This window comes from Mesorhizobium escarrei (genome assembly GCF_935825525.1).
GTDB classification, from domain to species: Bacteria; Pseudomonadota; Alphaproteobacteria; order Rhizobiales; family Rhizobiaceae; genus Mesorhizobium; species Mesorhizobium escarrei.
In genome coordinates this window covers 1-25,149 of sequence record NZ_CAKXZT010000119.1, presented here as the reverse complement: position 1 = coordinate 25,149, position 25,149 = coordinate 1, and the positions used below count along the sequence as shown (strand labels likewise).

29 protein-coding genes are annotated in these 25,149 nt (G+C 62.5%); 13 read left to right on the top strand and 16 right to left on the bottom strand.

Translation table 11 applies throughout. The features are described 5' to 3' along the window. Window positions 1-184: 184 nt before the first annotated feature. Window positions 185-1,420, top strand: coding sequence for an aminomethyl transferase family protein (locus tag NMG80_RS11510; RefSeq protein WP_254018196.1), 1,236 nt, complete (start codon window positions 185-187; stop codon window positions 1,418-1,420). Window positions 1,421-1,422: 2 nt separating this feature from the next. Next, entirely contained in the window at window positions 1,423-1,698 is a 276-nt protein-coding gene (locus NMG80_RS11505; RefSeq protein WP_254018195.1) for a hypothetical protein, read from the top strand. Here the strand turns inward: NMG80_RS11505 and NMG80_RS11500 are convergent. From NMG80_RS11500 to NMG80_RS11485, 4 genes are all read right to left on the bottom strand, one after another. Further along, window positions 1,695-2,753, bottom strand: a complete 1,059-nt coding sequence (locus NMG80_RS11500; RefSeq protein ID WP_254018194.1) for a dipeptidase — start codon at window positions 2,751-2,753, stop codon at window positions 1,695-1,697. The two genes, NMG80_RS11505 and NMG80_RS11500, sit on opposite strands and share 4 nt — an antisense overlap. Window positions 2,754-2,948: 195 nt before the next feature. Beyond that, entirely contained in the window at window positions 2,949-3,248 is a 300-nt protein-coding gene (locus NMG80_RS11495; RefSeq protein WP_077373222.1) for a GNAT family N-acetyltransferase, read from the bottom strand. Window positions 3,249-3,251: 3 nt separating this feature from the next. Next, window positions 3,252-3,875: an alpha/beta hydrolase gene (locus tag NMG80_RS11490; protein ID WP_254018193.1), complete on the bottom strand. Its 624-nt coding sequence runs from the start codon at window positions 3,873-3,875 to the stop codon at window positions 3,252-3,254. 137 nt (window positions 3,876-4,012) lie between these two features. Then, window positions 4,013-4,945: a VOC family protein gene (locus NMG80_RS11485; protein ID WP_254018192.1), complete on the bottom strand. Its 933-nt coding sequence runs from the start codon at window positions 4,943-4,945 to the stop codon at window positions 4,013-4,015. 215 nt (window positions 4,946-5,160) lie between these two features. Between NMG80_RS11485 and NMG80_RS11480 the strand changes: the two genes are divergently transcribed. Further along, on the top strand, window positions 5,161-6,756 hold the full coding sequence (locus tag NMG80_RS11480; RefSeq protein WP_436798588.1) for an alkaline phosphatase family protein: 1,596 nt from the start codon (window positions 5,161-5,163) through the stop codon (window positions 6,754-6,756). Between the two features lie 48 nt (window positions 6,757-6,804). On the opposite strand, the gene NMG80_RS11475 is transcribed toward NMG80_RS11480, so the two are convergent. Beyond that, on the bottom strand, window positions 6,805-8,253 hold the full coding sequence (locus NMG80_RS11475; RefSeq protein ID WP_254018191.1) for a PRC-barrel domain-containing protein: 1,449 nt from the start codon (window positions 8,251-8,253) through the stop codon (window positions 6,805-6,807). Between the two features lie 284 nt (window positions 8,254-8,537). Here NMG80_RS11475 and NMG80_RS11470 point away from each other — a divergent pair, with 284 nt between their 5' ends. Then, window positions 8,538-9,458 (top strand): diacylglycerol/lipid kinase family protein, encoded by a 921-nt coding sequence (locus tag NMG80_RS11470; RefSeq protein ID WP_254018190.1) that lies wholly within the window; start codon window positions 8,538-8,540, stop codon window positions 9,456-9,458. Window positions 9,459-9,487: 29 nt separating this feature from the next. Here NMG80_RS11470 and NMG80_RS11465 read toward each other — a convergent pair whose 3' ends face one another. After that, window positions 9,488-9,688: a hypothetical protein gene (locus NMG80_RS11465; RefSeq protein WP_254018189.1), complete on the bottom strand. Its 201-nt coding sequence runs from the start codon at window positions 9,686-9,688 to the stop codon at window positions 9,488-9,490. A gap of 193 nt (window positions 9,689-9,881) precedes the next feature. On the opposite strand from NMG80_RS11465, the gene NMG80_RS11460 reads away from it, so the two are divergent. After that, on the top strand, window positions 9,882-11,396 hold the full coding sequence (locus NMG80_RS11460) for a sensor histidine kinase (protein ID WP_254018188.1): 1,515 nt from the start codon (window positions 9,882-9,884) through the stop codon (window positions 11,394-11,396). Between the two features lie 80 nt (window positions 11,397-11,476). Here the strand turns inward: NMG80_RS11460 and NMG80_RS11455 are convergent, their stop codons facing one another. The 3 genes from NMG80_RS11455 to NMG80_RS11445 form a co-directional block, all read right to left on the bottom strand. Beyond that, the gene (locus NMG80_RS11455) at window positions 11,477-11,941 is read right to left on the bottom strand and encodes a hypothetical protein (RefSeq protein WP_254018187.1); all 465 of its coding nucleotides are present in this window, start codon (window positions 11,939-11,941) and stop codon (window positions 11,477-11,479) included. An 11-nt stretch (window positions 11,942-11,952) separates the two neighbouring features. Continuing rightward, the gene (locus tag NMG80_RS11450) at window positions 11,953-12,279 is read right to left on the bottom strand and encodes an ElaB/YgaM/YqjD family protein (RefSeq protein WP_077373244.1); all 327 of its coding nucleotides are present in this window, start codon (window positions 12,277-12,279) and stop codon (window positions 11,953-11,955) included. Between the two features lie 126 nt (window positions 12,280-12,405). Beyond that, window positions 12,406-13,167: a Crp/Fnr family transcriptional regulator gene (locus NMG80_RS11445; RefSeq protein WP_254018186.1), complete on the bottom strand. Its 762-nt coding sequence runs from the start codon at window positions 13,165-13,167 to the stop codon at window positions 12,406-12,408. A gap of 263 nt (window positions 13,168-13,430) precedes the next feature. Between NMG80_RS11445 and NMG80_RS11440 the strand changes: the two genes are divergently transcribed. Further along, entirely contained in the window at window positions 13,431-13,751 is a 321-nt protein-coding gene (locus NMG80_RS11440; protein ID WP_436798603.1) for a response regulator, read from the top strand. A 52-nt stretch (window positions 13,752-13,803) separates the two neighbouring features. On the opposite strand, the gene NMG80_RS11435 is transcribed toward NMG80_RS11440, so the two are convergent. Next, on the bottom strand, window positions 13,804-14,355 hold the full coding sequence (locus tag NMG80_RS11435; protein ID WP_023797110.1) for an RNA polymerase sigma factor: 552 nt from the start codon (window positions 14,353-14,355) through the stop codon (window positions 13,804-13,806). Window positions 14,356-14,358: 3 nt separating this feature from the next. Then, window positions 14,359-14,556, bottom strand: coding sequence for a NepR family anti-sigma factor (locus NMG80_RS11430; protein WP_254018184.1), 198 nt, complete (start codon window positions 14,554-14,556; stop codon window positions 14,359-14,361). A 235-nt stretch (window positions 14,557-14,791) separates the two neighbouring features. On the opposite strand from NMG80_RS11430, the gene NMG80_RS11425 reads away from it, so the two are divergent. The 6 genes from NMG80_RS11425 to NMG80_RS11400 all read left to right on the top strand — a co-directional run bounded on the left by NMG80_RS11425 (window position 14,792) and on the right by NMG80_RS11400 (window position 18,342). Then, on the top strand, window positions 14,792-15,586 hold the full coding sequence (locus NMG80_RS11425) for a response regulator (RefSeq protein WP_254018183.1): 795 nt from the start codon (window positions 14,792-14,794) through the stop codon (window positions 15,584-15,586). 257 nt (window positions 15,587-15,843) lie between these two features. Beyond that, window positions 15,844-16,011 carry a DUF1328 domain-containing protein gene (locus NMG80_RS11420; RefSeq protein WP_023797107.1) on the top strand — a complete coding sequence of 56 codons (168 nt, stop codon included), beginning with the start codon at window positions 15,844-15,846 and terminating at the stop codon, window positions 16,009-16,011. A gap of 151 nt (window positions 16,012-16,162) precedes the next feature. Next, window positions 16,163-17,206: a sensor histidine kinase gene (locus NMG80_RS11415; RefSeq protein WP_254018182.1), complete on the top strand. Its 1,044-nt coding sequence runs from the start codon at window positions 16,163-16,165 to the stop codon at window positions 17,204-17,206. A 177-nt stretch (window positions 17,207-17,383) separates the two neighbouring features. Then, window positions 17,384-17,566 (top strand): hypothetical protein, encoded by a 183-nt coding sequence (locus NMG80_RS11410; RefSeq protein WP_254018181.1) that lies wholly within the window; start codon window positions 17,384-17,386, stop codon window positions 17,564-17,566. A gap of 130 nt (window positions 17,567-17,696) precedes the next feature. Beyond that, on the top strand, window positions 17,697-18,023 hold the full coding sequence (locus tag NMG80_RS11405; protein ID WP_254018180.1) for a hypothetical protein: 327 nt from the start codon (window positions 17,697-17,699) through the stop codon (window positions 18,021-18,023). A gap of 76 nt (window positions 18,024-18,099) precedes the next feature. Beyond that, a complete protein-coding gene (locus tag NMG80_RS11400; protein WP_254018179.1) occupies window positions 18,100-18,342 on the top strand; it encodes a YMGG-like glycine zipper-containing protein in 243 nt (80 codons plus the stop codon). A 95-nt stretch (window positions 18,343-18,437) separates the two neighbouring features. On the opposite strand, the gene NMG80_RS11395 is transcribed toward NMG80_RS11400, so the two are convergent. From NMG80_RS11395 to NMG80_RS11375, 5 genes are all read right to left on the bottom strand, one after another. Continuing rightward, window positions 18,438-20,081 carry a CHASE domain-containing protein gene (locus tag NMG80_RS11395; RefSeq protein ID WP_254018178.1) on the bottom strand — a complete coding sequence of 548 codons (1,644 nt, stop codon included), beginning with the start codon at window positions 20,079-20,081 and terminating at the stop codon, window positions 18,438-18,440. 113 nt (window positions 20,082-20,194) lie between these two features. Beyond that, on the bottom strand, window positions 20,195-20,989 hold the full coding sequence (locus tag NMG80_RS11390; RefSeq protein WP_254018177.1) for an ATP-binding cassette domain-containing protein: 795 nt from the start codon (window positions 20,987-20,989) through the stop codon (window positions 20,195-20,197). A 93-nt stretch (window positions 20,990-21,082) separates the two neighbouring features. After that, a complete protein-coding gene (locus tag NMG80_RS11385; protein ID WP_254018176.1) occupies window positions 21,083-22,402 on the bottom strand; it encodes a sugar ABC transporter permease in 1,320 nt (439 codons plus the stop codon). A gap of 141 nt (window positions 22,403-22,543) precedes the next feature. After that, entirely contained in the window at window positions 22,544-23,584 is a 1,041-nt protein-coding gene (gene xylF / locus NMG80_RS11380) for a D-xylose ABC transporter substrate-binding protein (protein ID WP_254018175.1), read from the bottom strand. Beyond that, on the bottom strand, window positions 23,581-23,796 hold the full coding sequence (locus tag NMG80_RS11375; RefSeq protein WP_254018174.1) for a hypothetical protein: 216 nt from the start codon (window positions 23,794-23,796) through the stop codon (window positions 23,581-23,583). Before NMG80_RS11375 ends, xylF begins: the two co-directional genes overlap by 4 nt. Before the next feature lie 52 nt (window positions 23,797-23,848). Between NMG80_RS11375 and NMG80_RS11370 the strand changes: the two genes are divergently transcribed. Next, window positions 23,849-25,096: an ROK family protein gene (locus tag NMG80_RS11370; protein ID WP_254018173.1), complete on the top strand. Its 1,248-nt coding sequence runs from the start codon at window positions 23,849-23,851 to the stop codon at window positions 25,094-25,096. The last annotated feature ends 53 nt before the right edge of the window (window positions 25,097-25,149 follow it).

Genomic DNA, 25,149 nt, shown 5'->3' with positions numbered 1-25,149 from the left:
CGCTCTACGGCGCCCCCCTCTGTCCTGCCGGACATCTCCCCCACTTGGGGGGAGATCGGCAGCTTCGACGCCCGCGCTCATTCCTGGAACGTTGCCGGTTGGCGAAAGCCGGGGCAACAGCCAATCTCCCCCCTTGTGGGGGAGATGTCCGGCAGGACAGAGGGGGGCGCCGTAGAGCACGGCCATGAATCAGCAACCCGCCATCGCTCCATCCAGCTCCCGCGCCGCAGCGCAATCGCATTTCCGCACGCTGCGGCCCGGGACGCCGTTCCAGCCGCGCATAGATGCGCTGGCCAGGACCAATGACTGGTACAATTGGGCCGGCTATCGTGCCCCGCATTCGCTGTGGGACGAGGAGCTCGAATATTTCGCCATCCGCAGCCAGGCCGCCCTGTTCGACATCTCGCCGATGACGAAATACCGCGTCGAGGGACCAGACGCTGAAGCCTTCCTCAACCGCGTCACCTTGCGGGACGTGACAAAACTGAGACCGGGCCGTGTCCACTACACCGCCTGGTGCGACGACGGCGGTTTCGTTCTCGACGACGGCACGCTGTTCCGGCTTTCGCCGACACGGTTCCGGCTGTGCTCGCAGGAGCGGCATCTGCCCTGGCTGCTCGACAGCGCGATTGGTCTCGACGTAGCTGTCGAAGAAGAGACCGAAGCCGTCGCCGGCCTGGCGCTGCAAGGACCGACCGCCTTCGCAGTGCTGCGCGATGCCCGTTTCGCGGGGGTCGAAAGACTCAGGCTATTCGACATTGCCGAATTCCCGCATGACGGCGACACGGTCATTATTTCGCGCACCGGCTTCACCGGCGATCTCGGCTACGAGCTGTTCGTACCGGCTGAACATGCCCTCAGCCTGTGGGACCGGCTGATGCTGGGCGGCGAACTGCGCGGCATCCGCGCCATCGGCTATACGGCACTCAACCGCGCCCGGCTCGAAGCCGGACTGATCGTTGCCAATGCGGATTTCACGACCTCCGGGCACGCGGTTCGGCCCAACCGCTTGCGCATGCCGGACGAGATCGGTCTCGGCTTCATGATCGATCTGGAAAAGGGCCATTTCAACGGCCGCCGTGCCATTGTCAGCGCGCGGGCGAAGAAGCGTCTTCGCCATGTGCTGGTCGGGCTTGAGATCGAGGGCAACATTCCGGCCGAGCACGCCATGGTTTATTACAGGAAAAGCCAGGAGGTCGGGCTGGTCAGCGCCGCCATGTGGTCGCCGATGGCCAAGCGCAACATCGCCATCGCCTCGCTTGCGCGGCCGTTCGGCGATACGATCGTCGACGATCTCTGGGTCGAGATCTACGCCATGCGCGAACTGCAGTACCAGAAGCTGATGAAGCGGGCCAAGGTGGTGCCGCGACCGTTCATCAAGCTCGACCGTCGCACCGCCAATCCGCCGGCTGATTTCTAACCATGGCGGACGAGGCAGACAAGCACGAATTCGATTGGGAAGCCGCTGAGCAGTGGCAGCTGGTCACCACGCCGCTCGGTGAAAAATGGTCGGGCCGCACCCGCTACGCCGCCGCCATGTTCTTCTACAAGCGCGCCGAGATGAATGCCGAGACGCTGGAAGTCTACCGCATCTGCGCGTGGCTGGATTCGACGGATCCGCTGCCGATCATCCGCGACCGTGGCGTCGGCCTGGATTGGTTGGAGCGCCTGGGCTTCGAGCAATCCTCGCGCAATTAGCCAATGGATTTTTCCAGCATGCTGATCCAGTTGCGGTAGGCGATTTTCTCGATCAGCGCGCGACCGAAGCCGCGTTCGGCGAACGCATCGAGCAGCTTCGGCAGGCCGGTGACGTCGCCGACCACAGCCGGGATCATGGCGCCGTCGAAGTCGGACCCGAGTCCGACGCCGTCTTCGCCCAGCGCCTGCAGCAGTGAATCGACATGGCGCACCATGATGTCGAGACTGGTATCGGCATTCATCCTGCCGTCTTCGCGCAAAAACCCGGTCGCGAAATTCAGCCCGACCATGCCGCCCGAGTCGCGGATCGCGCCGAGCTGCCATTCGGTGAGGTTACGCGAATGGCCGCAGATCGCATGGACATTGGAATGGGTCGCGACCAGCGGTGCGTCGCTGATCTCGGCGACGTCGCGAAACCCCTTTTCGTTGAGGTGCGAAAGATCCACCATGATGCCGAGCTGGTTGCAGGTCTTGACCAGCGCCTTGCCGGCATCGGTCAGGCCAGGTCCGGTGTCGGGCGTCGACGGGAAACGGAACGGCACGCCATGGCCGAAAGCGTTCGGGCGGCTCCAGACGATGCCGAGCGAGCGCAAGCCTGCCGCATGCAGCACGTCGAGCATGGTCAGTTCGGGGTCGATGGCCTCGACGCCTTCTATATGGAACACCGCTGCGATCGACCCTTGCGCCATCGCGTTTCGCACGTCACCGGCGCTGCGGCAGACGGTGAGCGCCGACGCTCGTTCCAGCCTGAACAGGATCGAGGCCATGGCGATGGTGGAAGCAAGCGCGTCGGCGCGCGGAATTTCGGGCGGCAAGGGCTCGATATCGCTCGGCGCGGGAGGAACCGCACTGCGCTTGGATTTCTCGACCGGCGGTGGGAAGATCGCGAACATGCCGCCGGCAAAGCCGCCCTGTTTCGCGCGCGGCAGGTCGATGTGGCCACCTGATGTTCCCTCGATGAACAGCTTTTCGACATCCGCGTCTTTCGACTGATAGAGCCTGAGCAGCGTATCGTTGTGGCCGTCGAAGACGGGAACAAGATCGGTTTCGGTCATCAAGGGGTCATTTCGGTTCGATTGGTCGGGCGGGCAATATACCTACTTAGGCAAGGCAATCCCCACTAGGCAAGACGACGACTGGGCAAGACCCCCAGTGGGTGAGACAACCCACTGGCGATCTGCCATGCGTGCACTTGTGGCTGCCCGCCCTCAACCGTCATCGTGCGCCGAGGCTTGGCGCTAGGATCAAAGCTATTGCTTCAGCACGTCAGCCCACTCCTGATGACGTCGGAACTGTGCGTTGGCGAACGGGCAGAGCGGAATGATCTTCTTGCCCGCCGCGCGCGCGTCCTCGACGGCGCGGGTGACGAGCCTAAGCCCCGCGCCCTGGCCGCGAAACGCATCCGGCACTTCGGTGTGGTCGATGATGATCTGGTGCTCGCCGATCTTGGTGAACGTCATCTCCGCCTCGGCGCCATCAGGCCCGCGCAACAGATAACGGCCCTTGGAACCGCGATCCTCCAGTTCGATCTCCGGCAATTGGTCAGGCATTGCTTACGCTCCTTCTGCCGGCGTAGCGGACAGGAACCGCTGCGCCGCCTCGATCTCGTTCGACTGCACCTCATGGCCGCCGTCGTGCCACTCCACTGTGACATCGGCGCCATCGGCGCGCAAATAGGCTTCGAGCCGAGCGGTCAGGTTCGGCGGGCAGATCGGATCGCGTTTGCCTGCCGTGACCAGGATGCGGCGGCCGGCCAGGCTGCCCTTCACCTCCGGCTCGAATGGAATCAGGGGATGCATCAGCACCGCCGCATCGAACAGAGAGGGCACCGCGAACATCACCGAGGCCAGGATGTTGGCGCCGTTGGAATAGCCGAGGCCAAGCACCGACGAGGGCTTTGCCGCCTCGACATGTGCCTTGACGAAGCCAACCATCTTGTCCGTCGCCCGCGCCAGGTCGTCCATGTCGTAGACGCCCTCGCCGGTGCGGCGAAAGAAGCGCGCAGCACCGTGTTCCGAGACATCGCCGCGCGGCGAAACAATAGTCGCCTGCGGCGCGAGATCGCGCCCGAGCGACAGAAGCTGGCTCTCGTCGGCCCCGGTGCCGTGGAAGACGAAGAGCAGCGATCCATCAGGCGAACCAGGCAGTGTCTTGTAGGTATGAGCGTCCTTGCTCATGGCTTTGTCCTTAATTCATGCCGCACAAAAGCATGCCCTCGAGCTTGAACCGAGGGTGCGCAGCGGTTTTGCGATAACGATATGCAGAAAACTAAACTAAAAGCACGTCGCCCAATCTGGTCAAACGCGATGCGCTTTCAGTCTTCCAGCTTTTGCAGATGCTGCTCGAGATAGGGCCGCAGATGCTGGTGCTGCGACGGCAGCTTCAGCGCCTCGCCGAGATGGGCGGTGTCCTCGTCGCGGTCGAAGCCCGGCTCGTTGGTGGCGACTTCGAACAGCACGCCGCCCGGCGTGCGGAAATAGATCGCCCAGAAATAGTCACGGTCGATCACCGGCGTCACCTGGTAGCCGGTGTCGATCAGCGCCTTGCGTACTTCGAGCTGCTTGGCGCGGTTTTCGACAGCGAAGGCGACGTGGTGGACCGAGCCGGCGCCGAGATCGGCAAAAGCGGCGCCCGGCAGCGATTCGATATCGACGATGTTGGCGCCGTTGCCGTCCTTCACCGCCAGCCTTTTTACAGTGCCGGACGTGTCGACTTCCTCATAGCCCATGAATTTCAGCAGCTCTTCTGTGGCGCCGCCATCCTTCAGCCTGAGCGACACCGAGTGAAAGCCGCGGATCGCCTCGTCGGACGGAACATCGCCCTTCGCCCACGGCGTGCGGGTGTCGGCCTTGTTCTCGACCAGCGCAAACCCATCGCCATCGGGACCGGCGAAGCCAAGGCGCTTCTCGCCGAAGCTCTCTTGGCGCGACATCCCAGCGACGCCCTCATCGGCAAAACGCTTTTCCCAATAGGCAAGCGTGCCTTCGGGCACCGAATAGACCGTGGTGCCGACCTCGCCGACGCCGTAGCGGCCCTTGCCGATATTGGGGAACGGAAAATAGGTCATCACCGAACCGGGCGTGCCGAGCTCGTCGGCATAGTAGAGATGGTAGACATCCGGCGCGTCGAAATTGACGGTTTTCTTGACCCGGCGCAGGCCGAGCTTTTTAGTGAAGAACTCGTTGTTCTGGCGCGCATCCCTGGCCATCGAGGTGACGTGATGCAGTCCCTTGATCTGGTCGAGCATTTTCCTGCTCCTTCCCTTGTCCTGTGCGGCCCATGCCGCGGTCCACGCCAATATGAGGACCCGCCAGCCTTCGGCCAAGGTCGCAAACACAGATGGACTGTGCTCTATAAGTGAACAATAAAACGCCATTTGTTCACCATTTAGCGAATACCTGAGGCTTGTTTCGCCACAAAAATTCGGCTCCATGCGCGGCAGGTATTCGCGGCAGGTTTTCAATGAAGGACACAGCATTGGTCAGAAAAGACAGACGCCCGAATATTCTCCTGATCACCTGCGACCAGTGGCGCGGCGACTGCCTGTCGGCGGCAGGCCACAAGGTGGTGCGAACGCCGAATGCCGATGCGCTCGCCGCCGAGGGAGTGCTGTTTCGACAGCACTTTGGCGGGGCGGCGCCCTGCTCGCCGGCACGCGCCTGCCTCTACACCGGCCTGTACCAGATGAACAACCGCGTCTGCCGCAACGGCACGCCGCTCGACGCCCGCCATGGCAACATCGCGCTCTCAGCACGCAGTCTGGGCTATGATCCGACGCTGTTCGGCTATACCGACGTGTCGCCCGATCCACGCACGCTGGCGCCAGGCGACCCGCGGCTGAAAAGCTATGAAGGCGTGCTGCCCGGCTTCACCGTGCGCCAACTCCTGCCGGAGCACCAGAAACCGTGGCTGTCATGGCTCAAGGCGCGCGGCATCGATAGCAGCGCCGGTTTCCCCGAGATCCATCGCCCAGCGGACGAAATCGTTGGTGCTACGACGGACAGCGCCGTGACCACCTCACCGCCCGTCTACTCGAAGGACGAGACCCCAGCCGCTTTCCTGACCGGCGAATTCGCCCGCTGGCTGGGCGAGCAGGAGCGCGATACAGCGTGGTTCGCGCATCTTTCCTTCCTCAGCCCGCATCCGCCCTTCATCGTGCCGGAGCCTTACAACAGCATGTATGATCCAGCCGACGGCACAGCTTTCCGCCGCGCCGCGAGTTGGCAGGCCGAGGCGCAGAGCCATCCCTACCTCGCCTATGAACTTGGCCAGCAGCAGCGGGCAAATTTCCGCCCCGGCGCCGAGGGCAAGGTGCGCGACTGGGGCGACGACAATTTTCGCCGCATCCGCGCCCTCTATTACGGCATGACCTCGGAAGTCGACGCGCAGCTTGGCAGGATCTGGCAGGCGCTCAAGGCGGCGGATGCCTGGGACGAGACCATCATCGTGCTGACCTCTGACCATGCCGAGATGATGGGCGACCATTTCATGCTGGGCAAGGGCGGCTTCTTCGACGGAAGTTTTCATATTCCGCTGATCATCCGCGACCCGCGTCGCCGTAAGGCGGCCGGCGCCAGCGTCGACCGCTTCACCGAAGCGGTGGACATAGCACCGACATTGCTCGATCTGCTTGGCGAGGCATCCCCGCCGCACCTCGACGGACAATCGCTGAAGGCGTTCCTGGATGCGCGGGAACCGGGCAATTGGCGCGAAGCCGCGCATTGGGAGTTCGATTTCCGCTCGGTTGCCGACGGCGATGCCGAGTGCCATTTCGGCATCGGTTCGCGCCAGTGCAACCTGGCCGTCATCCGCACGCAACAATTCAAATATGTACATTTCGGCGGCGGCCTGCCGCCGCTGCTGTTCGACCTGGAGCAGGATCGAGACGAACTAACCAATGTCGCTGCCGATCCCGCCTATCTGCCGGTCCGGCTGGAGCTTGCCGAAAGGCTGCTTGCCTGGCGGGCCGAACATCTCGATCAGTCGCTGGCGCTTGCCGAACTGACCGAGAATGGCGTTGCCGGCCGCGTCGCAGGCCTGCCATTTTCCCAGCCATGAAAAAGGCCCGCGCCTTGCCGGCACGGGCCTCTTCGTCGTTGGAGCAAGCTAGCGCATCATCATGCGCTGGGTGTCGCGGTTTTGCGTGTATGTGGCCTTGTCATAGGGGGCCTGCGCCTCGAGCTGCTGCTTGGTGAAGTTCGTGTAGAGATAGCGGTTGCCATCCTTGTCGGTCATGAATTTAAGGTTTTCCATGCCGATTGCCACTTCCTTCTCGCCAACCCCGAGGAAACCGCCGACGTCGATGATGACGGCGTCTACCTTCTTGTCGCCCGTCAGCACGACGTCACCAATCTCACCGAGGTTGACATCGTTGGCGCCATAGACGGTGGTTCCAACCAGGTCCTCGGAGCGGATCTTGTCGACCGGCATTTCAGTCAGCGCCGACTTGTCGATCGCCGCGGTCTGCGTCTGGTCGGGCGTTGCGTCAGGGGTTGCTGCAGCCGGAGCCTCCGCCGTCTTGTCCGCTGGCGCCGGAGCAGTGGTGTCAGGCGCCGGCGCTGGGGCCTGCGCCGTCTTGTCCGCCGGTGCCGGAGCAGCGGGTTCAGGCGTTGCCGCGGGAGCTTCCGCGGTCTTCTCCGCCGGGGCTGGAGTGACAGCAGGGGTGGTGATCACTGGCGCAGGCGTCGCCGCGTCAGTCGATGCGGTTGTCGCCGGGGCGGGATCATAGGCGTCACGGTCGAACTCCGGCAACGCCTCCAGGTCTTCCTTCGTGGTTTCGGCGACCAGCCAGCGATCGCCGTCCCTTTCCGCCCACTTGGCCTTATCGAACTCGTAGGCGACATTCTTTTCGCCAACCTCAAGGAAGCCGCCGACGCCAATGATCAGCGACTCGGCCTTGCCATCCTTGGCCAGAACGATGTCGTTCACGTCGCCAATGTTTTGAGCGTCGTCGCCAGTGCCGTTGTAGACGGTTTCGCCGATGATATTGGTGGCGAGGTTACCGTCGGCACGCTTCACAGGTTCGGCCGGAGCTGCGGTGCTATCGGCTGGAGCCGCCGGCGCATTCTGCGCGGTCGTATCCGTCGAGGTCGATGGTGCGGGAGCCGTAGCCGTGGCCGCAGGAGCCGGATCGTAAGGCTTACGGTCGAAGTCCGGCTGAGCCGTCAACTCGTCCTTGGTGGTTTCGGCGATCAGCCAGCGGTCACCATTCCGTTCGGCCCATTGCAGCTTGTTGTAGTCGAAAGCGACATTCTTGGCACCGACGCCAAGAAAGCCGCCGACGCTGATGACGACGGATTTCGCCTGACCGTTTTCATCGAAGACGACATCACTAACTTCACCGATGTTCTCGGCGTCGTCGCCTGTGCCGTTATAGACCGATTCACCAATGATATTGGTCATCAGGCTGCCCTCGGCGCGCGCAACCGGAGCCGCCGGAGCGGTCTCCTGGACCGCCGGGTCCTGGGTCGGCGCCGGGGTTGTGGCTTCCTGCGCATACGCACCGGTCGCAATCAACGCTGCCAGTGCGGTGGTGGATAAAAGGGTGCGGATCATCGTAATCCTCCTCGTGCGTTATCTCGCGCCGCGACCAGGGGAGATCGGTCGCGGCGTTACACATTCACAACGTCGTGACCGCGCCGTTGTTCCGACACCATCGCGAGCGTTGTGAAAAAACCACCCGAATCGCGCTCAATCATGCGTTTAGCCGGGCGAGATTGGCTCCTGTATTTTCGTTAGAGCTGCGGAACTTTTTTTCAACCGCCCCGTTTCGACCCATGGCTCGGTCTGTTGCGGCCGATGATCATCCAATGGTTGCCAAGAAAAATCGGAGCGGGGGAATGCGATTTGCGGCGGTGCTGAACCAGGAGGGCGGCACCCTGCGCACCATTGATCTCTCCGCCTTCACCGACCGAATGCGCCAGACATTGGAGGCAGCAGGTCACTGCATCGATATCGAAATCGTTGCCGGCAAGGACATCGTAGCAACGCTGGACCGCATCGCTTCCAGGCACAGTGTCGACATTGTGCTGGCCGGTGGCGGCGATGGCACCATTTCGGCCGCGGCGGCTCGGTTGATGGGCAGGAAGAAAGCACTTGCCATTCTACCGGCTGGCACGATGAACCTGTTTGCACGCGGGCTCGGCGTCCCACAGACCCTTGACGCGGCTGTGAAATCCTTTGCCGACGGCGAGGTGATTGCAGTCGATATAGCGACCGCCAACGGCCAGCCATTCGTGCATCAATTCTCGATCGGCATGCATGCCAGGATGGTTCAGCTTCGCCAGACCATGGAATTTGGCTCGCGGCTGGGAAAGATGCGGGCTTCGGTGAAGGCTGCCTGGGCGGCAATCAACAACCCGTCGGCAATGAAGGTGACGCTGATCATCGGCGAAGCCGAGATCGTGACGCGCACCATCGGCATCGGCATCACCAACAATCTGTTCGGTGAGGGTCATCTGCCCTATGCCGACAATCCCGCCGGCGGCGTGCTTGGCATCTATGTCACGGTGGCGCGACGGCGTGGCGAACTGGTCAGGTTCCTCTTCGACGTGGCGCGCGGCAAATGGCGCAACAGTGAGCACGTCGAAATCCACCAGGCCGACCGGGTTGTTTTGAAAGTCCACTCGGCGGCCAAGAAGCTTCGCGCCGTCATGGATGGCGAACTGGTCAGGCTTGAAAGCAAAACCACGATCGAAATCCATCCTGGCGCGCTGAATGTTCTCGTTCCGGCGCACGCTGTCCAGGCGAAGGCCGCGTGATGCGTCCCGGCATAGTCGATCGGAAGGCCTCAGCCCTTGGGTGTCTCGCCCTGTTCGTTCCTGGGGAGTTCGCCCTGTTCGGTTGTCGGCGTCCTGTCTATCATGTTGCCGTAGATCTCCGCGATGCCCCAGGCGATAAACGCCAAAAGCAGCGCAGCGATCAAGATGCGAAAAGTGTGCCACCCCCAGCGTCCCTGGCGGGCTTTGTCTTCAGGAACGATCCTGGGCATGATCGGCCTCCATTTCGGTTGGCGCTGGTATGTCGGTTGGCGCCGGCGGGCGCGGCTGCCAAAATGTGGTTGGGTAACGGTTCCTCAAGGCGAAGGTTCCGGTTTCAGAGCCAGGCAACTGGGCCTGGCGCGAATGGCAGCAAGCCGATGCATTTTTTTCGTGGGGGGAAGCCGTGTGGATAGCAGGGTAGAGATGAAGCCGAATCTGCCGGTCGATGTCCTTGGCGTGGTAAGGGCGCAGGACCGGCTTGCCGTCCTCCACAGTCTCGATGCAATCGACACGGCGGCCGATCCCGACTTCGACCATATCAGCGGTCTTGCCGCCGCGGCGATGCAAGCGCCTATCGCGCTGGTGACGCTGCTCGATATCGAACGGCAATGGTACAAATCCCATGTCGGCCTGGACGAGACCGAGGCCGCGACCGACACATCTTTCTGCGCCCACACCATTGCCGCCGGCGACGAGCCGATGGTGGTGACCGATGCGACCACGGATTCACGCTTCAACGCCAGCCCGCTGGTCACTGGCGAGCATCATGTCCGTTTCTATGCGGGTGCGGCGATTGTGGTGGCCGGCGCCCGGATAGGCACGCTCAGCGTGTTCGACCGGAAGCCGCGCGGGTCGCCGTCTGCCGCCCAGCTCGAACAATTGACGGCGCTCGCCAGCCTCGCCGCCAGCCTGTTCGCATTGAAGGACGCCACCCGCAGCGGCGCCAGCGCCGCAGCGGCGCTGGCACGGGAGGAAAAGCGGCGCGGCATTGCGCTCGATGCCGCATCGCTCGCGAGCTGGGCATGGGATATCCATACCGACATGATCGAATGCGATGCCCGGTTATCCGAGCTGTTCGACCTGCCGCGCTCGACCCGGCTGAGGGCGCGCGATATCCTTGCCGCCATCGACCCGCGTGACGTCTACGAGACCGAGACGCGCTTTCGCGACGCGCTAAGCGGCGGCGACGATTATCTTGGCGAATACCGCGTCAAGGGCCTCAGTCCGCCGCGCTGGCTCGCTACGCGCGGCCGGGTCATCGAGCGCGACGGCGACGGCAAGCCGACGCTGATCTTCGGGGTCAACTACGACGTCACCGAGCGCAAGCTCGGCGATGAGCGGCAGCGGCTGTTGCTGCGCGAGCTGAACCATCGCGTCAAGAACACGCTGGCGACCGTGCAGGCGCTGGCGACGCAGACAGTTCGCCATGCCCGCCAGCCGAGGGATTTCCTCGACGCCTTCAGCGCCAGGCTTCAGGCGCTGGGCGCCGCCCACAGCCTGCTGTCGGACCGCGAGTGGCGCGGCATCGGCATTCGCGAACTCGTGCAAATCGAGGTCAAGCCGTTCGACACCGCCGAACAGCCGCGCATGACGATCTCAGGCGCCGATCTGCTGCTTTCGCCCGACCAGGCAGTCGGGCTCGGCCTGATCCTGCATGAACTGGCCAGCAACGCGCTGCAACACGGAGCGCTGTCGGCAGCTTCGGGCAAGGTCGATCTCGACTGGAAGGCGCAGGGGCGGAAAGGCGCTCGGCGCCTGGTGCTGACCTGGCGCGAAAGCGGCGGGCCCGAAGTTGCCTCGCCCGAACGCCAAGGCTTCGGCTCGATCCTGATCCGCCGCAGCCTGGCCAAGGTCATCTCCAGTGAAGTGACCCACGAATTCCGGCCGGAAGGCGTGTTCGCCGAAATATCGATGCCGCTGGAAGATCTGGCGAAGTGACGGCTCGAGCATTGATCCCGACTCGAAGGTCCGCGTCAGGGAAAGTGGAACCCGGTTTTCGGATCATTGCCCGCTTCGAGCTATTTCGCTTCGCCGGCATCCGGATCGTCGGCATCGGGTTTTGTGTTCTCGCGGTAGATGGCGTAGGCGGCGAGTGCTATCGCCGGGGCGAGTATGGTGCCGAGGCCGCCTTTCCCCTTGAGTAGCGCCGGCAGCACGGCGAGCGCCGCCGTGATGCCGACCGCCTTCATATCGGCATTGCGCCTCCGCGCCCGGCGTCGAGCGCGCGCGCCGGCCGACAGCTGATGGACGAGCAGGAGGAGCCCTGCGATCACCAGGAAGCCGACCCCGAAGCCAAGGCAGGCTGCCATCGGCCCGTAGCGACCGGCCACCGAGACATAGGCCGCTCCGACGAGGAAACCGAGGCCGCACAGTGCTGCAAGTGCTGCGAGCCCATAGACGGTTGCAGCCGTGCGCGCGCGGCGCAGTGCTGCGACGGCTTCACCCGAGGCGAGGCCCGAGAGTAACGATGCCAGCATTCCCATCTGGGCTGAGACTAGCGGCGCGCGAGAAGCGCAAACAGAAAGCCTACGCCTGCCGCGATTGCCAGCGACGTCACCGGCTTTTCGCGCACGCTCGCCACCACTTGAGCTTCGATATCCCTGGCGTTGCTGCGCACATTTTCAAAGGCTGCTTCGCCTTGGGCGCGCAATTGCTCGACCCCTTCCGCAGCAACGCGACGAGCCGCCCCGTAACCATGTTGGCCGGTCTCGGCCAGCTGTTCGGTGAGTTTCTGAATGTCGACTTTCAGTTGCCTGATGTCGTCTTCAAGGTCCGAATTCGGCCGGCTTTCGTTCGGGGACTTTCCTGCGGCAGTCGCCATTGCTTGACTCCTTGCGTTTGCTCGGGTCGAAACGTTCGACCCACCCCAAGGTTCCGAAATCGGAACAACTCCCATGAAAGGGTGTTTGCGCAGCCGAGTCCAGCCCGGCACGTCTCCGGTAGCCGCTCAGATCAGCGGTCGGCGATCTTCGCTCAACCCTTCCCAGCGGGCGAGTTCCTTGAGCCTTTCGTTGTCGACCACCTCGCAGCCGCCGTCGCGCCAGAAGATAAGCTTGCGGTCCATCAGCTTGCGGATCGTCTTGTTGGTGTGGACCAGCGACAGGCCGAGCGTATCGGCGAGGTGCTGCTGTGTGATCGGAATCTGCACGGGCGTCCTGCCGTTCAATCCGACCGCCCTGCCGCGACTGGAGATGAAGGCGATGAGATAGGCAGCACGCTCCAGCGCGGTGCGTCTGCCGACACTGAGCAGATTCTCGTCGAGCATGCGCTCCTCTCGCGAGGCGATCCAGGTGATGTCGTAGGCGAGACCCGGATGGCTGCGGTAGAGTTCGGGGAGGGCCTCCCGCTCGAAGAGGCAGAGCAGCATCGGCGACAGCGCTTCTACGGAGTGCTGCATTTCGCCCATCAGACTGCCTTGCAGGCCGATGAGATCGCCTGGCATGGAATAGTTCAGAATCTGCCGGCGGCCATCCGGCAGCAATTTGTAGCGAAAAGCCCAACCCGACAGCACTGTGTACAGATGGGCACTGTGGCTTCCCTCAACCAGAACCGTGTCGCCCTTGTCGACAGTCAGTTCGCCCTTCTTGAACCCATTGACGAAGACGAGTTCCTGCTTCTCGAATGCCCGGAACGCCGGCAACGGCCGCAGTGGGCAGTTCTCACATGAATACCGGCGGGCGGACAAGGAACGGCCGTTCTGGCCAGACATTTCAATCCCTCTTCGAAGCGGCCCTCTTCCGGAGGGCGAGAGCAAACGCCCTGCAGGCGTCGAGGTTCCGCCATCTGCGGCGGCATGTCTTTTTTAAATGACAGGATGCGAAATAACTTTAAATGACAGGAAGCCAAATAGAGATCATGACTCCTCTATCCCTTGCGCTCCCTGTTCCCTGCGCCCCACGGAGACATTGCCACGTGCCCCGATTGCTGGACGGATTGCGGATTCTTGTTCTGGAGGATGAATTCCTGATCGCCATGGATGTCGAGCAGCTTTGCCGCGACTATGGCGCCGGCGATGTGGTCATCGCCCGCAATCTGGCTGAGATCGATCGGCAGAGCATTGCCTCGCGATTCGACGCGGCCATCGTCGACCTCATGCTGGGCGGCACTTCGACACTCGATTTCGCTTCGCGGCTGCGCGAATCGGGCGTGCCTTTCGTCTTCGCCTCGGGCTATTCCGACATGGACGAAATCAAGGTGGCGTTTCCGGATGTCAGATTGGTCACCAAACCCTATTCGGGAGACGATCTCGTGGAGGCAGTGGCGTCGGCGTGCGGGCGCGGACCTGTTGTTTGATGTCCTGAAACCGGAGCCCACTACACGGTCCCACATTGCCGGTGATCCGTATTCAGGCGGCGTTCGACCCCGTCACCTGAGCCGAAATCGCATCCGGGCCAAACTCGTCATCGCCGGAAATCTTCAGGATTTCCTGCAGCCGCGTGCGGGCGCGGCTGACGCGGCTCTTGATCGTTCCGACCGCACAGCCGCAAATTTCGGCGGCTTCCTCGTAGGAAAAGCCCGACGCGCCGATGAGGATGATGGCTTCGCGCTGGTCCTCGGGCAATTGCTCGAGCGCGCTCCGAAAATCCTTGAGGTCAAGCTGGCCGTGCTGGGCCGGATGGACGGCTAGCCTGGCGGTCATGATGCCGTCGCTATCCTGCACCTCGCGGCCGCGCTTGCGCATCTGCGAATAGAATTCGTTGCGCAGGATGGTGAACAGCCATGCTTTGAGATTGGTGCCCGGCTCGAAGCTTTCATGCTTGTCCCACGCCTTCACCAGCGTTTCCTGCACCAGATCGTCGGCCTTGTCGGCATTTTGCGTCAATGACACGGCAAAGGCCCGCAGGCTCGGAATCGAGGCGAGCAGATCCGTCTTGAAGCTTTGGGAGACGGCCGCCATGCCTCAGTCCTTTTTCCGTGCAGGTTGGGCCTGTTCCAACTGGCTGAGCAATTGGGCAAAGCGATCCGGCACGGCGTCGGAGACCAGCTCGTCGTAATATTGTTTGAGTTTGCGGCCGATTTCCGAGTTTGGCCCGAGCGGGTCGCCGGAAGCAGCCCGGCGCCTGTTCGTTGCAGCGCCAGCCGTGTTGTCTTTCCTCATGTCGCCATTTCGCCCTTTGTTCCCAGTACCCTGCCGCCCTTCAATATACGACGCAAAGCAGGCGGCCCCCTCGTCTGGTTGCCCGTCCCGATCTCAAACGCCTTCCTCTTGTATTAGTTCCAAGCCTCGGAACTTTTTCGGAAAGCCGGCGTTTATGTTTTCAGGGTTTGTTTTCGGGGCTTGTCATCAGCTTGGCCTCCAACCTATGCAATTACGTCAGAGGGAGACGTCCATCATGAGCCTATCCGCAACCATCGCTCCACACCTGCCGTTCCTGCGCCGCTTTTCGCGGGCCGTCTCCGGATCGCAGGAGAGTGGCGACGCGCTGGTCGCCGCGATGCTCGAAGCCATCATCGCCGACGTCGACATCTTTCCGAACGCGTCGAACGACCGCATCGCGCTCTACAAGGTCTTCGCCAGGCTGTTCACCTCGGTCGCCATCCGCGTTCCGCAGGAACACCCGCAGTCGGCGTGGGAACAGCGCGCCGCCGCCAATCTGAACGCGATCTCACCCCGTCCCCGCCAGGCCTTCCTGCTGGTCGCCGTCGAAGGTTTCAGCGAAGACGAGGCGGCGGAGATTCTCGACGTCGACGATCAGGAGTTCTCCGAGCTTCTTGCCGAGGCCAGCAACGAGATTTCCCGCCAGGTGGCAACCGATGTGCTGATCATCGAGGACGAGCCGCTGATCGCCATGGACATCGAGCAAATGGTCGAGAGCCTGGGCCATCGCGTTGTCGGAACGGCGCGTACCCATGCCGAGGCGGTGGCGATGTTCGCAAAGACGCGGCCGAAGATGGTGCTGGCCGACATCCAGCTTGCCGACGGCAGCTCGGGCATCGAAGCGGTCAACGAGATCCTGTCCTCCACCCCGGTGCCGGTGATCTTCATCACCGCTTTTCCCGAGCGCCTCCTTACCGGCGAGCGGCCGGAGCCGGCCTTCCTCGTCACCAAGCCGTTCAATCCGGAGATGGTCAAGGCCCTGATCAGCCAGGCGCTGTTCTTCGACCGGCATGCGAAAGCCGCTGCATAGGACCGGGCAGCCCGGGCTTCAGCGCCCCTTTCCACAAGCCCTCTGATCGCCCGTTTTCCGCAGATGGCCCGTTTTCCGCAGATGGATAGAGCTGGCCGCTTGCGGCCGGCGACCGTCACTTGCAACTCCCTGCGCATGACGATCCAAGTCGAGTCAATTCGAGCCGGAAAGCTTCCAGGGATCGTCTTTTTCGAGAAAAGTTGGAACAAACGGCAGCGAAAGACGTTTTTGCGATACTATTTGAAAGGAGATGGACCATGCTTTACTGGGCGCTCGTATTTCTCGTCGTTGCGATCATTGCAGGCGCACTTGGTTTCGGCGGAATCGCTGGCACCTCGGCTGGTATAGCGCAGATATTGTTTTTCATCTTCCTCGCTTTCCTGATCATTTCGCTTATTGCTGGCTTGTTTAAACGCGCGTCGTGAGCTGCGATGGAACACTGGGAGCCGCACCCCTCAAGCGGTTTCCAGCTACCGCCGGGCGGTGTCCTTAGCCGGACGTCGCTCGGCGGACTTCTTTTTGGGAACCCATTTTTCCGTCAGCCGTTCAGCACGGATGCGGCGGGTAAAGCGTCCGATGCAATCCAGAACCGGAGACATGAAAGACAGCGGACGGAGCGATGAGATCATCGCTTTGCAGTCCGCTGAGAGTGGAATGCAGCTTGGCCGGGCCCTTCTCCATGCGCTGCACAATGCCGGTATTTCGGTTCTCTATCAGGATCGCGAGATGAAAACCGTCTGGGCCCGCAACATGCGCCCGCCCTGGGTTTCCGACACGGGGGTTTCCGACACGGGCGACGGCATCCTGCCGCCGGCCCAGGCGGAGCGCATCGGCGCAGCCAAACGCAAGGTCGTCGTATCCGGCAATCCGGAACATCTTGAGCTCAGCATTCCCGCCGACGATGGCGCTCGCTGGTTCCAGATATGGGTGGACGCGGATCATGACGACGGCGGCGCCGTGCAGGGCGTCGTCACCACCATGGTCGAAACGACCGAGCAGAAACGTCGCGAGCAAACACTGAAGACGCTGCTGCGCGAGGTCAGCCACCGTTCGAAGAACCTTTTGGCCATCATCCAGAGCATCGCCACCCAGACCAGCCGTTATTCGGACACGCTCAGTGATTTCCTGACACGCTTTCGCGGCCGGCTGCAGTCGCTTGCCTCATCCCAGGACCTGGTGACGTCGTCCAACTGGCGAGGAGCGGCACTGCGCGAATTGGTGTCCGGCCAGGTCGGCCGCTATGGAGCCGACCCTGTGCGCAGCCTGCGTTTTCGCGGTGCAAACCCATACCTCAATCCCAATGCCGCCCTGCATATCGGCTTGGCCATGCACGAGCTTGCCGTCAATTCTGTCAGCTACGGCGCTCTGTCGCGAGCCGACGGATTCGTCGAGGTGACGGCCGATCTGACGGCGGCTTCCGCTGGCGAGACCGCGCTGTCGCTGACATGGGCCGAGGCCATCGGAGCCAATGACAATCAGCCCAGCGAGAAGCGTTTTGGCAGCGTCGCGCTCGAGCGCGTCGTGCCTGCGTCGTTGAACGGTACGGCGAAACTTGAAATCACCGGGGATCGTCTCGAATATCATCTCGTCGTTCCTCGCGGCAATTTCGAGACGGATTGAAGGGACAACAGCCGAGCTCAAGAGGGCTGGGGCCAAGCGGGTTGGGGCCAAGATGGCTGGAATTGGCCGACCGCGCCGGCCTTAACCATCTGTTCACCATAAAGTTCGATGCTGTTTTTCTCAGACACACTCTCCGCATGAGGTTTTCGATCGCAGTTGCTGCGCGGTACGGGAGGAATGGCTTTGACGGCTGCCGACATCAACAGGCTGGAACAGGCCGCACGCGTTTCGATGAGCGGGTTTCAGGATATCGAAGCATCCGCAATTCCATCGCCCCGTGCTTCCCTCCCGATCCCCGGCCTCGCCGCAATCGGGCTGGCTGCCGTGGTCGTCGTGGCCGCCGCGTTTCAGTTGGTCTAGAGCGTCAGAGCAAAGTGGCCGGCGGCTCGTGCTTGGCTCACGCCGGTCTGTTTCTCCAATCAGTCGCGCCAACCTGCATCGCAGGAACTTTGGCGGATGTGGCCCGTTCTATGGCGGGAGGAGCGCCGCCATGGAACATATCGCTGCCGTGCTGCTCGTCATCGGCTGCTCGAACACGATGACCGAGTGTCGCGAATTGCCCGTATCGGTGAGCGTTTTCGAAACCGCTCAGGAGTGCACCGCCGCGCGTCCGTTTGCCTTGCACGATGTGCAGGGTCAGGCTCCGCGCATCATTGCCAAATGCCTTTCCGTCGATCCGGCGCTTGAGGATGATTACGACCAGATCGTCTGGAACGTGCGCCCGGACGGCACGCTCGATGCTTCCGTGGAGATCTCCAGCCTTGAGCTTGCCTCGAGCGGCGCGCGCCCCGAAAAAGATTATCTTAGCCAAAAATGAAATCGAGCAGGCAAAACGCTTTTTCGCATGATAAGTGACGAGTGGAGCCACAAGGACAAAGGCGAGGAGTGACCCTATGCGGAAGATGATAATTGCCATGGTTGCCGTGATCGCGGTCAGCGGTTGCAGCACCACCGAGCAGGATGTCGGCGTCGGCGCCGGTGTCGGCGCTCTGGCCGGCGGCCTGATTGACGGCGGCAAGGGTGCGCTGGTGGGCGCAGCCATCGGTGCCGGTTCCGGCCTGCTGGTACGCAACCTGCGCAATGGCTATTGCCAGTACCGCGACAACCGTGGCCGTCTGTTTACGGCTCGCTGCTAATCCGTTTCAAACGCAAGAGGCAATAGAAGCGGAGACCGGACGAGCCTGTCTCTGTTTAATTGCGCCTTCGAAAACGGTCGGTTTGCGACAGCGTTTCAGCCCGACAGCGGAATCCTGATTTCCACGCTCAACCCGCCATTATGAAAATCGCGATTGATCGTACCGCGCAATTCGCGCGTGACGTTCAAATCGATCAGCTTGGTGCCAAAACCGGTTTTGACAGGTGGTTCGAGTTTCTTCTGGCCGGCTTCGCGCCAGTTGAGAACCAGCGTCCGGTCGCTCCTGTGGCCTTCGACCGACCAGTCGACCTTGAGCGACCAGTCGCCGTTCCTAATATTGGCCGAATTGCCGGTTTCGCCATATTTCAGCGCGTTCGTCGCCAGTTCGTGAAAGGTCAGGCCGAGCGCCTGCGTCGTCGTCTCGTCGAGCAACACCTCTGGTCCCGACAAGATCCCCTCGGGAAGCTCCTTGCCGAACACCTGGCCAAGCTCGATGCGCAAGAGATCGCCGAGATCGGCCTTCTGCCAGCGCGAGCGCGTCAGCATGTCCTGGGAAGCCGCCATCGCTTGCAGCCGGGCCGAAAAGGAGGACGAGAACTCGTGGACGTCGGTGGCGTGCGACGCCGTCTGGCGCGCGATCGCCAGCACCCGTGTGATCGAGTTCTTGATACGGTGCTTCATCTCCTGCAGCATCAGGTCTTTTTCGAGCAGGCTTTTTTCCGTCGTCTCATGAAGCAGCGAGACCGCGTCATAGGCCCGCTCCTGATAGCGTGCCACCAGCGCGATGGTTCCCGCGAGCAGCAGTCCGAACAGGCCGAGCATCACCGGGATGGCGCGCGAGGAAGGTTGCGAGAAGGCGCTTGTCGGCCTGAACAGGATGGTCCATGGACGTCCGGCGATGGTGAGCTCGCGAGAAACCAGCAACCTGTCGCCGAAGCCCGACGCCGGGGGCGTTTCCGACTGGAACAAAAGATGGTCGGCGTCCACCTTGCCGTCATAGATTTCGATGTTGACCGGCAGCAGCGGCGTCCGGCTGAGCGCGGTCTGGAACAGGTCGCGGGCGCGGAACGCCGCATAAAGAAAGCCTGTTGTCGAGGAACTGGACGCATCGATGCCGTCCGCCGCGGTTTCGATGTTGAGCCGCACGAAGACCAGGAAGCCGGTGAAGGTCTGCGCAGCTCCTGTTTCCTGGCCTAGCTGCACGCGCCCGCTCGCGTGCTGCTGGTTGTCGGCCATCGCCCTTTCGATCGCCTCGCGCCGCACCGGTTCGGTGAACATGTCGTAGCCGATGCCGGATTGATTGGAAGGGTCGAGCGGCTCGAACAGCGTGATGGGCGTACGCCATGGCAGCGTTGTCGTGGCCGGATAGATCGCATCGCTGGCGCCATAGTCGTGCAGAATGGCACGCTCGACCGCTGCCTCGTCGCCGGCTCTCACCAGCCGGAGAAAGCCGATGCCGCGCAGGCCGGCGAAATTGTCGTTGATACCCAGCGCATCGAAGAACGCCTTGAACTCGCCCCGCGAAATGTCACCATTGCGAGCCTCGAACAGCGCATGTGTCGATCGCAGCATCGACAGATGCAGGTCGATGCGGCTATCGATCCGGTTGAGGGCGTCGTCCGCCGTCGCCTCGAATTTGATGCGCGCCGCTTCCTGCGTGGCGAAATAGGCGAATCCCGCCATTGTCAGGCTGATCAGCGCGACGGCAATGAAAGCGACGATCGGGAAGAACTTCTTCAAGTTGCTGCTGCGACCCATGGTTCCCCATCTTATGGGCAAGTCCCCGTGGCAACACAATGGCGCGGCCAAACCATCATGACGGCTGGCATATCACATGACAGGCATTTGACGCTTCAGGCGGCGATCTTCAGCGCGCCTGGCCCCGGAATGGCGCCGGGCGGACACTTGCCCAGGATGATCATACCGAGCACCTCGTCCTGGGTCACGTCGCCGGTGCGCGCCGTGCCAACGACCCGACCATTCTTCATGACGCAGACGCGGTCGGCAAGCTCGAACACATCGTGGATGTCATGGCTGATCAGGAAGATGCCGATGCCGTCGGCCTTGAGCTGCATGACCAGTTCGCCGACCTGCGCCGTTTCCTGCGGTCCCAGTGCCGCCGTCGGCTCATCCATGATCAGGATGCGGGCGTTGAACAGGATGGCGCGCGCGATCGCCACCGACTGCCGCTGGCCGCCCGAAAGCTTGACCACCGGCTCCTTAAAGCGCTGGAAACGGGGATTGAGCCTGCCCATCACCTTGCGCGCCTCGGCCTCCATGGCGCCATCGTCGAGCGTGCCCCAGCCGGTCATCAGCTCGCGGCCGAGGAAGAGGTTGGCGGCGGCGTCGACATTGTCGGCGAGCGCCAGCGTCTGGTAGATCGTCTCGATGCCGTATTTCTTGGCGTCGCGCGGATTGGCGATCGAAGCCTCTTCGCCATTGACGAAGATCTGGCCCGAATCGCGTTTGTAGGCACCGGACAGGATCTTGATCAGCGTCGACTTTCCCGCACCGTTGTGACCGAGCAGCGCCACGACCTCGCCCGGGAAAAGATCGATCGACGCATCGTCGACGGCGCGAATGCCGCCGAAGGCAATCGAGATGTTGTGCATATCGATCAGTGGCGTGGGAGCAGTCGTGTCAGCCATGATCGTTCCTCTCTATGGTTTTGCCGAGCATGATGTTGAACCGAAACGGATGGCCAAATTTCGCTGACGCGGACCTTCGGCTCGGAATCATGCTCAGACCCGCTTGCGATAGACGGTGTCGAGCCAGACAGCGACGACCAGAACGGCGCCGACGACGACGCTCTGAAGCGGTGAATCGATGCCGAGCAACACCATGCCGGACTGCAGCGACTGCATCAGCAGCGCGCCCAGCATGGCGCCGAGCACCGTGCCGGAGCCGCCGGCCAGCGACGTGCCGCCGATGACGGCTGCGGCGATGACCAAAAGCTCGTCCAGCGTCCCCAGCGCATTGGTCGACGCATTGAGGCGGGCCGAAGCAATCGCCGCGCTGATCGCGGCCAGGACGCCCATGATCATGAACACTTTCATGGTCACCCAGCGCGTGTTGATGCCGGCGAGTTCCGCCGCTTCCGGGTTGCCGCCGATGGCAAAGACATAACGGCCGAAACGGGTGCGCCGGGTGATGAAGGTCATGACGATGCCGACAGCGACCGCGATCAGCACCGGTATGGCGATGCCATGGGCGATGAACAGCCCGCCTTCGGGGACGGTGATGCCGTTCCGCTGGGCGTACTGGCGAACGATGCCGATCGGCCACGGATAGGAATTGGCGATCCAGACGGCGCCGAGGATGGCGGCGCAGGCGACAACACCAAGCAAGCTCTCCGCCCAGACCGGGCGCAGCGGAAACTTGAAGCGCTTGCGCTGCGACCGGCCGTTGAGCAGCATCAAGGCGACGGCCACACAGGCGAGAATGCCGACGATCCAGCTCGCGGTCGCCCCGATCGAGCCACGCGGCCCGCCACCCATGAGCTGGAAGGTGGCATCGAGCGGCGCGACGGTGCGCCCGCTCGTTATCAGCCACGCCATGCCGCGCCAGATCAGCAGGCCGCCCAGCGTCACGATGAAGGCCGGAACCTCGAGATAGGCGATGATGAAGCCCTGAAGCGCGCCGATGATGAGGCCGAGCGCCACGCCGGCAGCCAATGCGATGACCCATATCCAGGGATTTCCAAGCTGGAATCCGATGACACGGATGAGGAATTCTGCCTGCGCAACGCCCATCACCATGCCGATCACGCCTTCGACGGAGCCGACCGAAAGATCGATGTTGCGCATCACGATGACCAGAACCATGCCGGTCGCCATGATCGCGACCGAGGAAGTCTGCACCGACAGGTTCCAGAGATTGCGCGGCGTGAGGAAAAGCCCACCCGACAGGATGTGGATTCCAACCCAGATGACCAGCAGCGCGCCGACCATGCCGAGCATGCGTATGTCGAGCTCGGTTGCCTTAAGGAAGCGGCCGACCGGGCTGAGCTCGGATTCACGCGCCCGATCGACAGCCGGCGTGTTGGAAGTCGCGTCGGTCATGATGTCCTCCACCGGGTTGCCGTCTGCCGCGGATGCCGGAAGCAGCTTAGAAGTTTCCCGCGAGAAGCGGAAAAACAATTCTTTTTGAAAAAACGCCGCGGCGTGAAGCCGCGGCGTTTCAGGCTTCTTGGCGAAGGCGGATCAGTTGCAGACCGGGACAGTGCCCGCCGCCACGCCGGCGCAGACCTCTTCCTTCTTGATCCAGCCGGCGTCGATGACGACGTTGAGATTGTCCTTGGTGATGGCAATCGGCGTCAGGAACAGCGACTTGACGACATTGCTGCCCGGCGTGGTGAAGTCCTTGACGCCGGCAATGTCTGTCATCTGCTTGCCGTCGGCCAGCTGCGAGGCGATCTCGGCGGCGTTCTTGCCGAGCTCGCGCGCGTCCTTCCACACCGAGACGGTCTGCGTGCCGAGCGCGATGCGGTTCAGCGCGGCATGGTCGCCGTCCTGGCCCGAAACCGGGACGGATCCGGCCAGGCCTTGCGCCGTCAGCGCCGCGACGACGCCCCCGGCGGTGCCGTCATTGGCGGCAACCACCGCATCGACCTTGTTGTCGTTGGCGGTCAGGAACTGTTCCATGTTCTTCTGGGCGTTGGCGGGAAGCCAACCGTCCGTATAAGCCTCGCCGACATTCTTGATCTTACCGCTGTCGATGGCATCCTTGAGCACTTCCATGGAGCCGGCAAACAGGAAATCGGCATTCGGGTCGGCCCCCGAGCCTTTGATGAAGACGTAATTACCTTCCGGCGCCACCTTGAACACTTCGCGGGCCTGCATGCGGCCAACTTCCTGGTTGTCGAAGGTCAGATAGAAAACGTCCTTGTTCTCGATCAACCGGTCATAGCCGACGACCGGAATGCCTTCGTCCAGCGCCTTCTGCACCGCCGGACCGATGGCCGAGGCATCCTGCGCAAGGATGATCAGGGCGTTGGCGCCCTGCGAGATCAGGCTCTCGACATCGGTCAGCTGCTTGCCGGGATTGGACTGCGCGTCAGCGGAAATATATTTGTCGCCAGCGGCCTCGATCGCCGCCTTCATGGCGGCTTCGTCGGTCTTCCAACGCTCTTCCTGGAAGTTCGACCACGAAACGCCAATGACCTTGTCCTTGGCCTGTGCGGCCGACGCGAGCGTCAGCGACATGGCGACCCCCGCCAGAATAGCGGCTGCGAATCTGTTCATGATATTCCTCCCTGCGCCGCATAGGGCGCGACAAAACTGGCCCGAAGGCCGGTAAAAGGCTCTATTTTTTCGAGCACCGAAAAAATACTGGTCCAACGCTGAAGCGCTGTCAACATCAATCCTGATGGACTTTGATGCGTCTGCCGACTTTTTTCGAGTCTCGGAATAAATAATGACAGGGCCCGCTGCTTCTGCCAGTATTTGTCGGACATTATCGACGGCTTCCGATTCATGAGCGGCCGCGGCGATGAAAAGGAAGCAAAGATGTCGGTGGGAATCCGTCATGACGATTTGCGCCGGCGCAACCGGGCGATGGTGATTTCGGCCGTGCGCCGGGCAGGCCAGCCGTCGCGGACCGAGATCGCGGCAACCACCGGCCTCAGCCATTCGACCATATCGGCGATCTCTTCCGACCTGATCCAGGAAGGCATCCTGGCCGAGAGCAAGGCGAGCGAGACGGTTTCGATGAAACGCGGCCGACCGCAGGTCGGCCTCAGCCTCAATCCGCAAGCCGCTGCGGTGTTGGCCGTCGTGTTGTCGCTGAATTTCCTGTCGGTCGCCGTCATCGATTATGCCGGACAAGTGGTCGCCGAGGAACAGCGCCGGCTGGACACGCTGACCATGTCGCGCGACGAGTTGATCGGCGAATGTGTCGCCATCGTCCGGCGCCGGCTCGAAGATCCCGACCTCGATGTCCAAAGCGTCGCCCGCATCGCGCTGGCGATCCAGGGCATCACCGATTCGCATGCGCGCGCCATGTTGTGGTCGCCGATCACGCCGCAGACGAACATCGCCTTCGCCGACATTCTGGAACGCGAGTTCGGCATCCCGGCCATCATGGAGAACGACTGCAACATGATGGCCGTGGCGCTGCGCTGGCGCGACCCGAATCGCTATCGCGACGATTTCATCGCCATCCTGCTCTCGCACGGCATCGGTATGGGGCTGGTGCTGAAGGGCGAGCTGTTCACCGGCACCCACTCCTCAGGCGGCGAATTCGGCCACATGATCCATCGGCCGGGCGGCGCGCTTTGCCGCTGCGGGCGGCGCGGCTGCGTCGAGGCTTATGCCGGGAACTACGCTATCTGGCGCAACGCAAGGCAATTGAGCGAGAACGCCGAGCCGGTCGCCGATGTCAGCGATGCCGAGATGCAGGCACTGGCGGACAGGGCGCGCGAGATGGACGGACCGGAGCGCGAAGCCTACCGCAGGGCCGGCGAAGCGCTCGGCTTCGGGCTCGGCAGCCTGTTCGCGCTGATCGATCCGGCGCCGGTGGCCATGGTCGGCGCCAGCGCTGCCGCCTTCGACCTGATCGAGCCGGCCCTGCGCGAGGCCATCGCCCAGACCGCCGGCGGCCAGCATTCGGGTTCGATTTCCTTCGACACCGAGCCGAACGAGCTGCCGCTGATCCGCGAAGGCTGCGCCATGCGGGCGCTGAGCTTCGTCGACCAGGAGATTTTTGCGCCCGGCGCACAAGGGAAATCCGGCACGATCAGGAAGCACGTGGCCTGAGTTGACCCGAAAGAGCGCGGGAGTTCCTAACTTCGGTCGAGTAGAGGCGATGG

Bases quoted from the DNA above. Each gene is read 5' to 3' on its own strand.
- NMG80_RS11485 (WP_254018192.1), bottom strand. From the start codon at position 4,945: ATGCTCGACCAGATCAAGGGACTGCATCACGTCACCTCGATGGCCAGG.
- NMG80_RS11465 (WP_254018189.1), bottom strand. From the start codon at position 9,688: ATGCCCAGGATCGTTCCTGAAGACAAAGCCCGCCAGGGACGCTGGGGG.
- NMG80_RS11445 (WP_254018186.1), bottom strand. From the start codon at position 13,167: ATGTCTGGCCAGAACGGCCGTTCCTTGTCCGCCCGCCGGTATTCATGT.
- NMG80_RS11510 (WP_254018196.1), top strand. From the start codon at position 185: ATGAATCAGCAACCCGCCATCGCTCCATCCAGCTCCCGCGCCGCAGCG.
- NMG80_RS11410 (WP_254018181.1), top strand. From the start codon at position 17,384: ATGGCTTTGACGGCTGCCGACATCAACAGGCTGGAACAGGCCGCACGC.
- xylF (WP_254018175.1), bottom strand. From the start codon at position 23,584: ATGAACAGATTCGCAGCCGCTATTCTGGCGGGGGTCGCCATGTCGCTG.
- NMG80_RS11435 (WP_023797110.1), bottom strand. From the start codon at position 14,355: ATGGCGGCCGTCTCCCAAAGCTTCAAGACGGATCTGCTCGCCTCGATT.
- NMG80_RS11430 (WP_254018184.1), bottom strand. From the start codon at position 14,556: ATGAGGAAAGACAACACGGCTGGCGCTGCAACGAACAGGCGCCGGGCT.
- NMG80_RS11405 (WP_254018180.1), top strand. From the start codon at position 17,697: ATGGAACATATCGCTGCCGTGCTGCTCGTCATCGGCTGCTCGAACACG.
- NMG80_RS11425 (WP_254018183.1), top strand. From the start codon at position 14,792: ATGAGCCTATCCGCAACCATCGCTCCACACCTGCCGTTCCTGCGCCGC.
- NMG80_RS11495 (WP_077373222.1), bottom strand. From the start codon at position 3,248: ATGCCTGACCAATTGCCGGAGATCGAACTGGAGGATCGCGGTTCCAAG.
- NMG80_RS11415 (WP_254018182.1), top strand. From the start codon at position 16,163: ATGCAATCCAGAACCGGAGACATGAAAGACAGCGGACGGAGCGATGAG.
- NMG80_RS11450 (WP_077373244.1), bottom strand. From the start codon at position 12,279: ATGGCGACTGCCGCAGGAAAGTCCCCGAACGAAAGCCGGCCGAATTCG.
- NMG80_RS11440 (WP_436798603.1), top strand. From the start codon at position 13,431: ATGGATGTCGAGCAGCTTTGCCGCGACTATGGCGCCGGCGATGTGGTC.
- NMG80_RS11385 (WP_254018176.1), bottom strand. From the start codon at position 22,402: ATGACCGACGCGACTTCCAACACGCCGGCTGTCGATCGGGCGCGTGAA.
- NMG80_RS11500 (WP_254018194.1), bottom strand. From the start codon at position 2,753: ATGACCGAAACCGATCTTGTTCCCGTCTTCGACGGCCACAACGATACG.
- NMG80_RS11470 (WP_254018190.1), top strand. From the start codon at position 8,538: ATGCGATTTGCGGCGGTGCTGAACCAGGAGGGCGGCACCCTGCGCACC.
- NMG80_RS11375 (WP_254018174.1), bottom strand. From the start codon at position 23,796: ATGTCCGACAAATACTGGCAGAAGCAGCGGGCCCTGTCATTATTTATT.
- NMG80_RS11505 (WP_254018195.1), top strand. From the start codon at position 1,423: ATGGCGGACGAGGCAGACAAGCACGAATTCGATTGGGAAGCCGCTGAG.
- NMG80_RS11400 (WP_254018179.1), top strand. From the start codon at position 18,100: ATGCGGAAGATGATAATTGCCATGGTTGCCGTGATCGCGGTCAGCGGT.
- NMG80_RS11460 (WP_254018188.1), top strand. From the start codon at position 9,882: ATGAAGCCGAATCTGCCGGTCGATGTCCTTGGCGTGGTAAGGGCGCAG.
- NMG80_RS11455 (WP_254018187.1), bottom strand. From the start codon at position 11,941: ATGGGAATGCTGGCATCGTTACTCTCGGGCCTCGCCTCGGGTGAAGCC.
- NMG80_RS11390 (WP_254018177.1), bottom strand. From the start codon at position 20,989: ATGGCTGACACGACTGCTCCCACGCCACTGATCGATATGCACAACATC.
- NMG80_RS11490 (WP_254018193.1), bottom strand. From the start codon at position 3,875: ATGAGCAAGGACGCTCATACCTACAAGACACTGCCTGGTTCGCCTGAT.
- NMG80_RS11370 (WP_254018173.1), top strand. From the start codon at position 23,849: ATGTCGGTGGGAATCCGTCATGACGATTTGCGCCGGCGCAACCGGGCG.
- NMG80_RS11475 (WP_254018191.1), bottom strand. From the start codon at position 8,253: ATGATCCGCACCCTTTTATCCACCACCGCACTGGCAGCGTTGATTGCG.
- NMG80_RS11480 (WP_436798588.1), top strand. From the start codon at position 5,161: ATGAAGGACACAGCATTGGTCAGAAAAGACAGACGCCCGAATATTCTC.
- NMG80_RS11420 (WP_023797107.1), top strand. From the start codon at position 15,844: ATGCTTTACTGGGCGCTCGTATTTCTCGTCGTTGCGATCATTGCAGGC.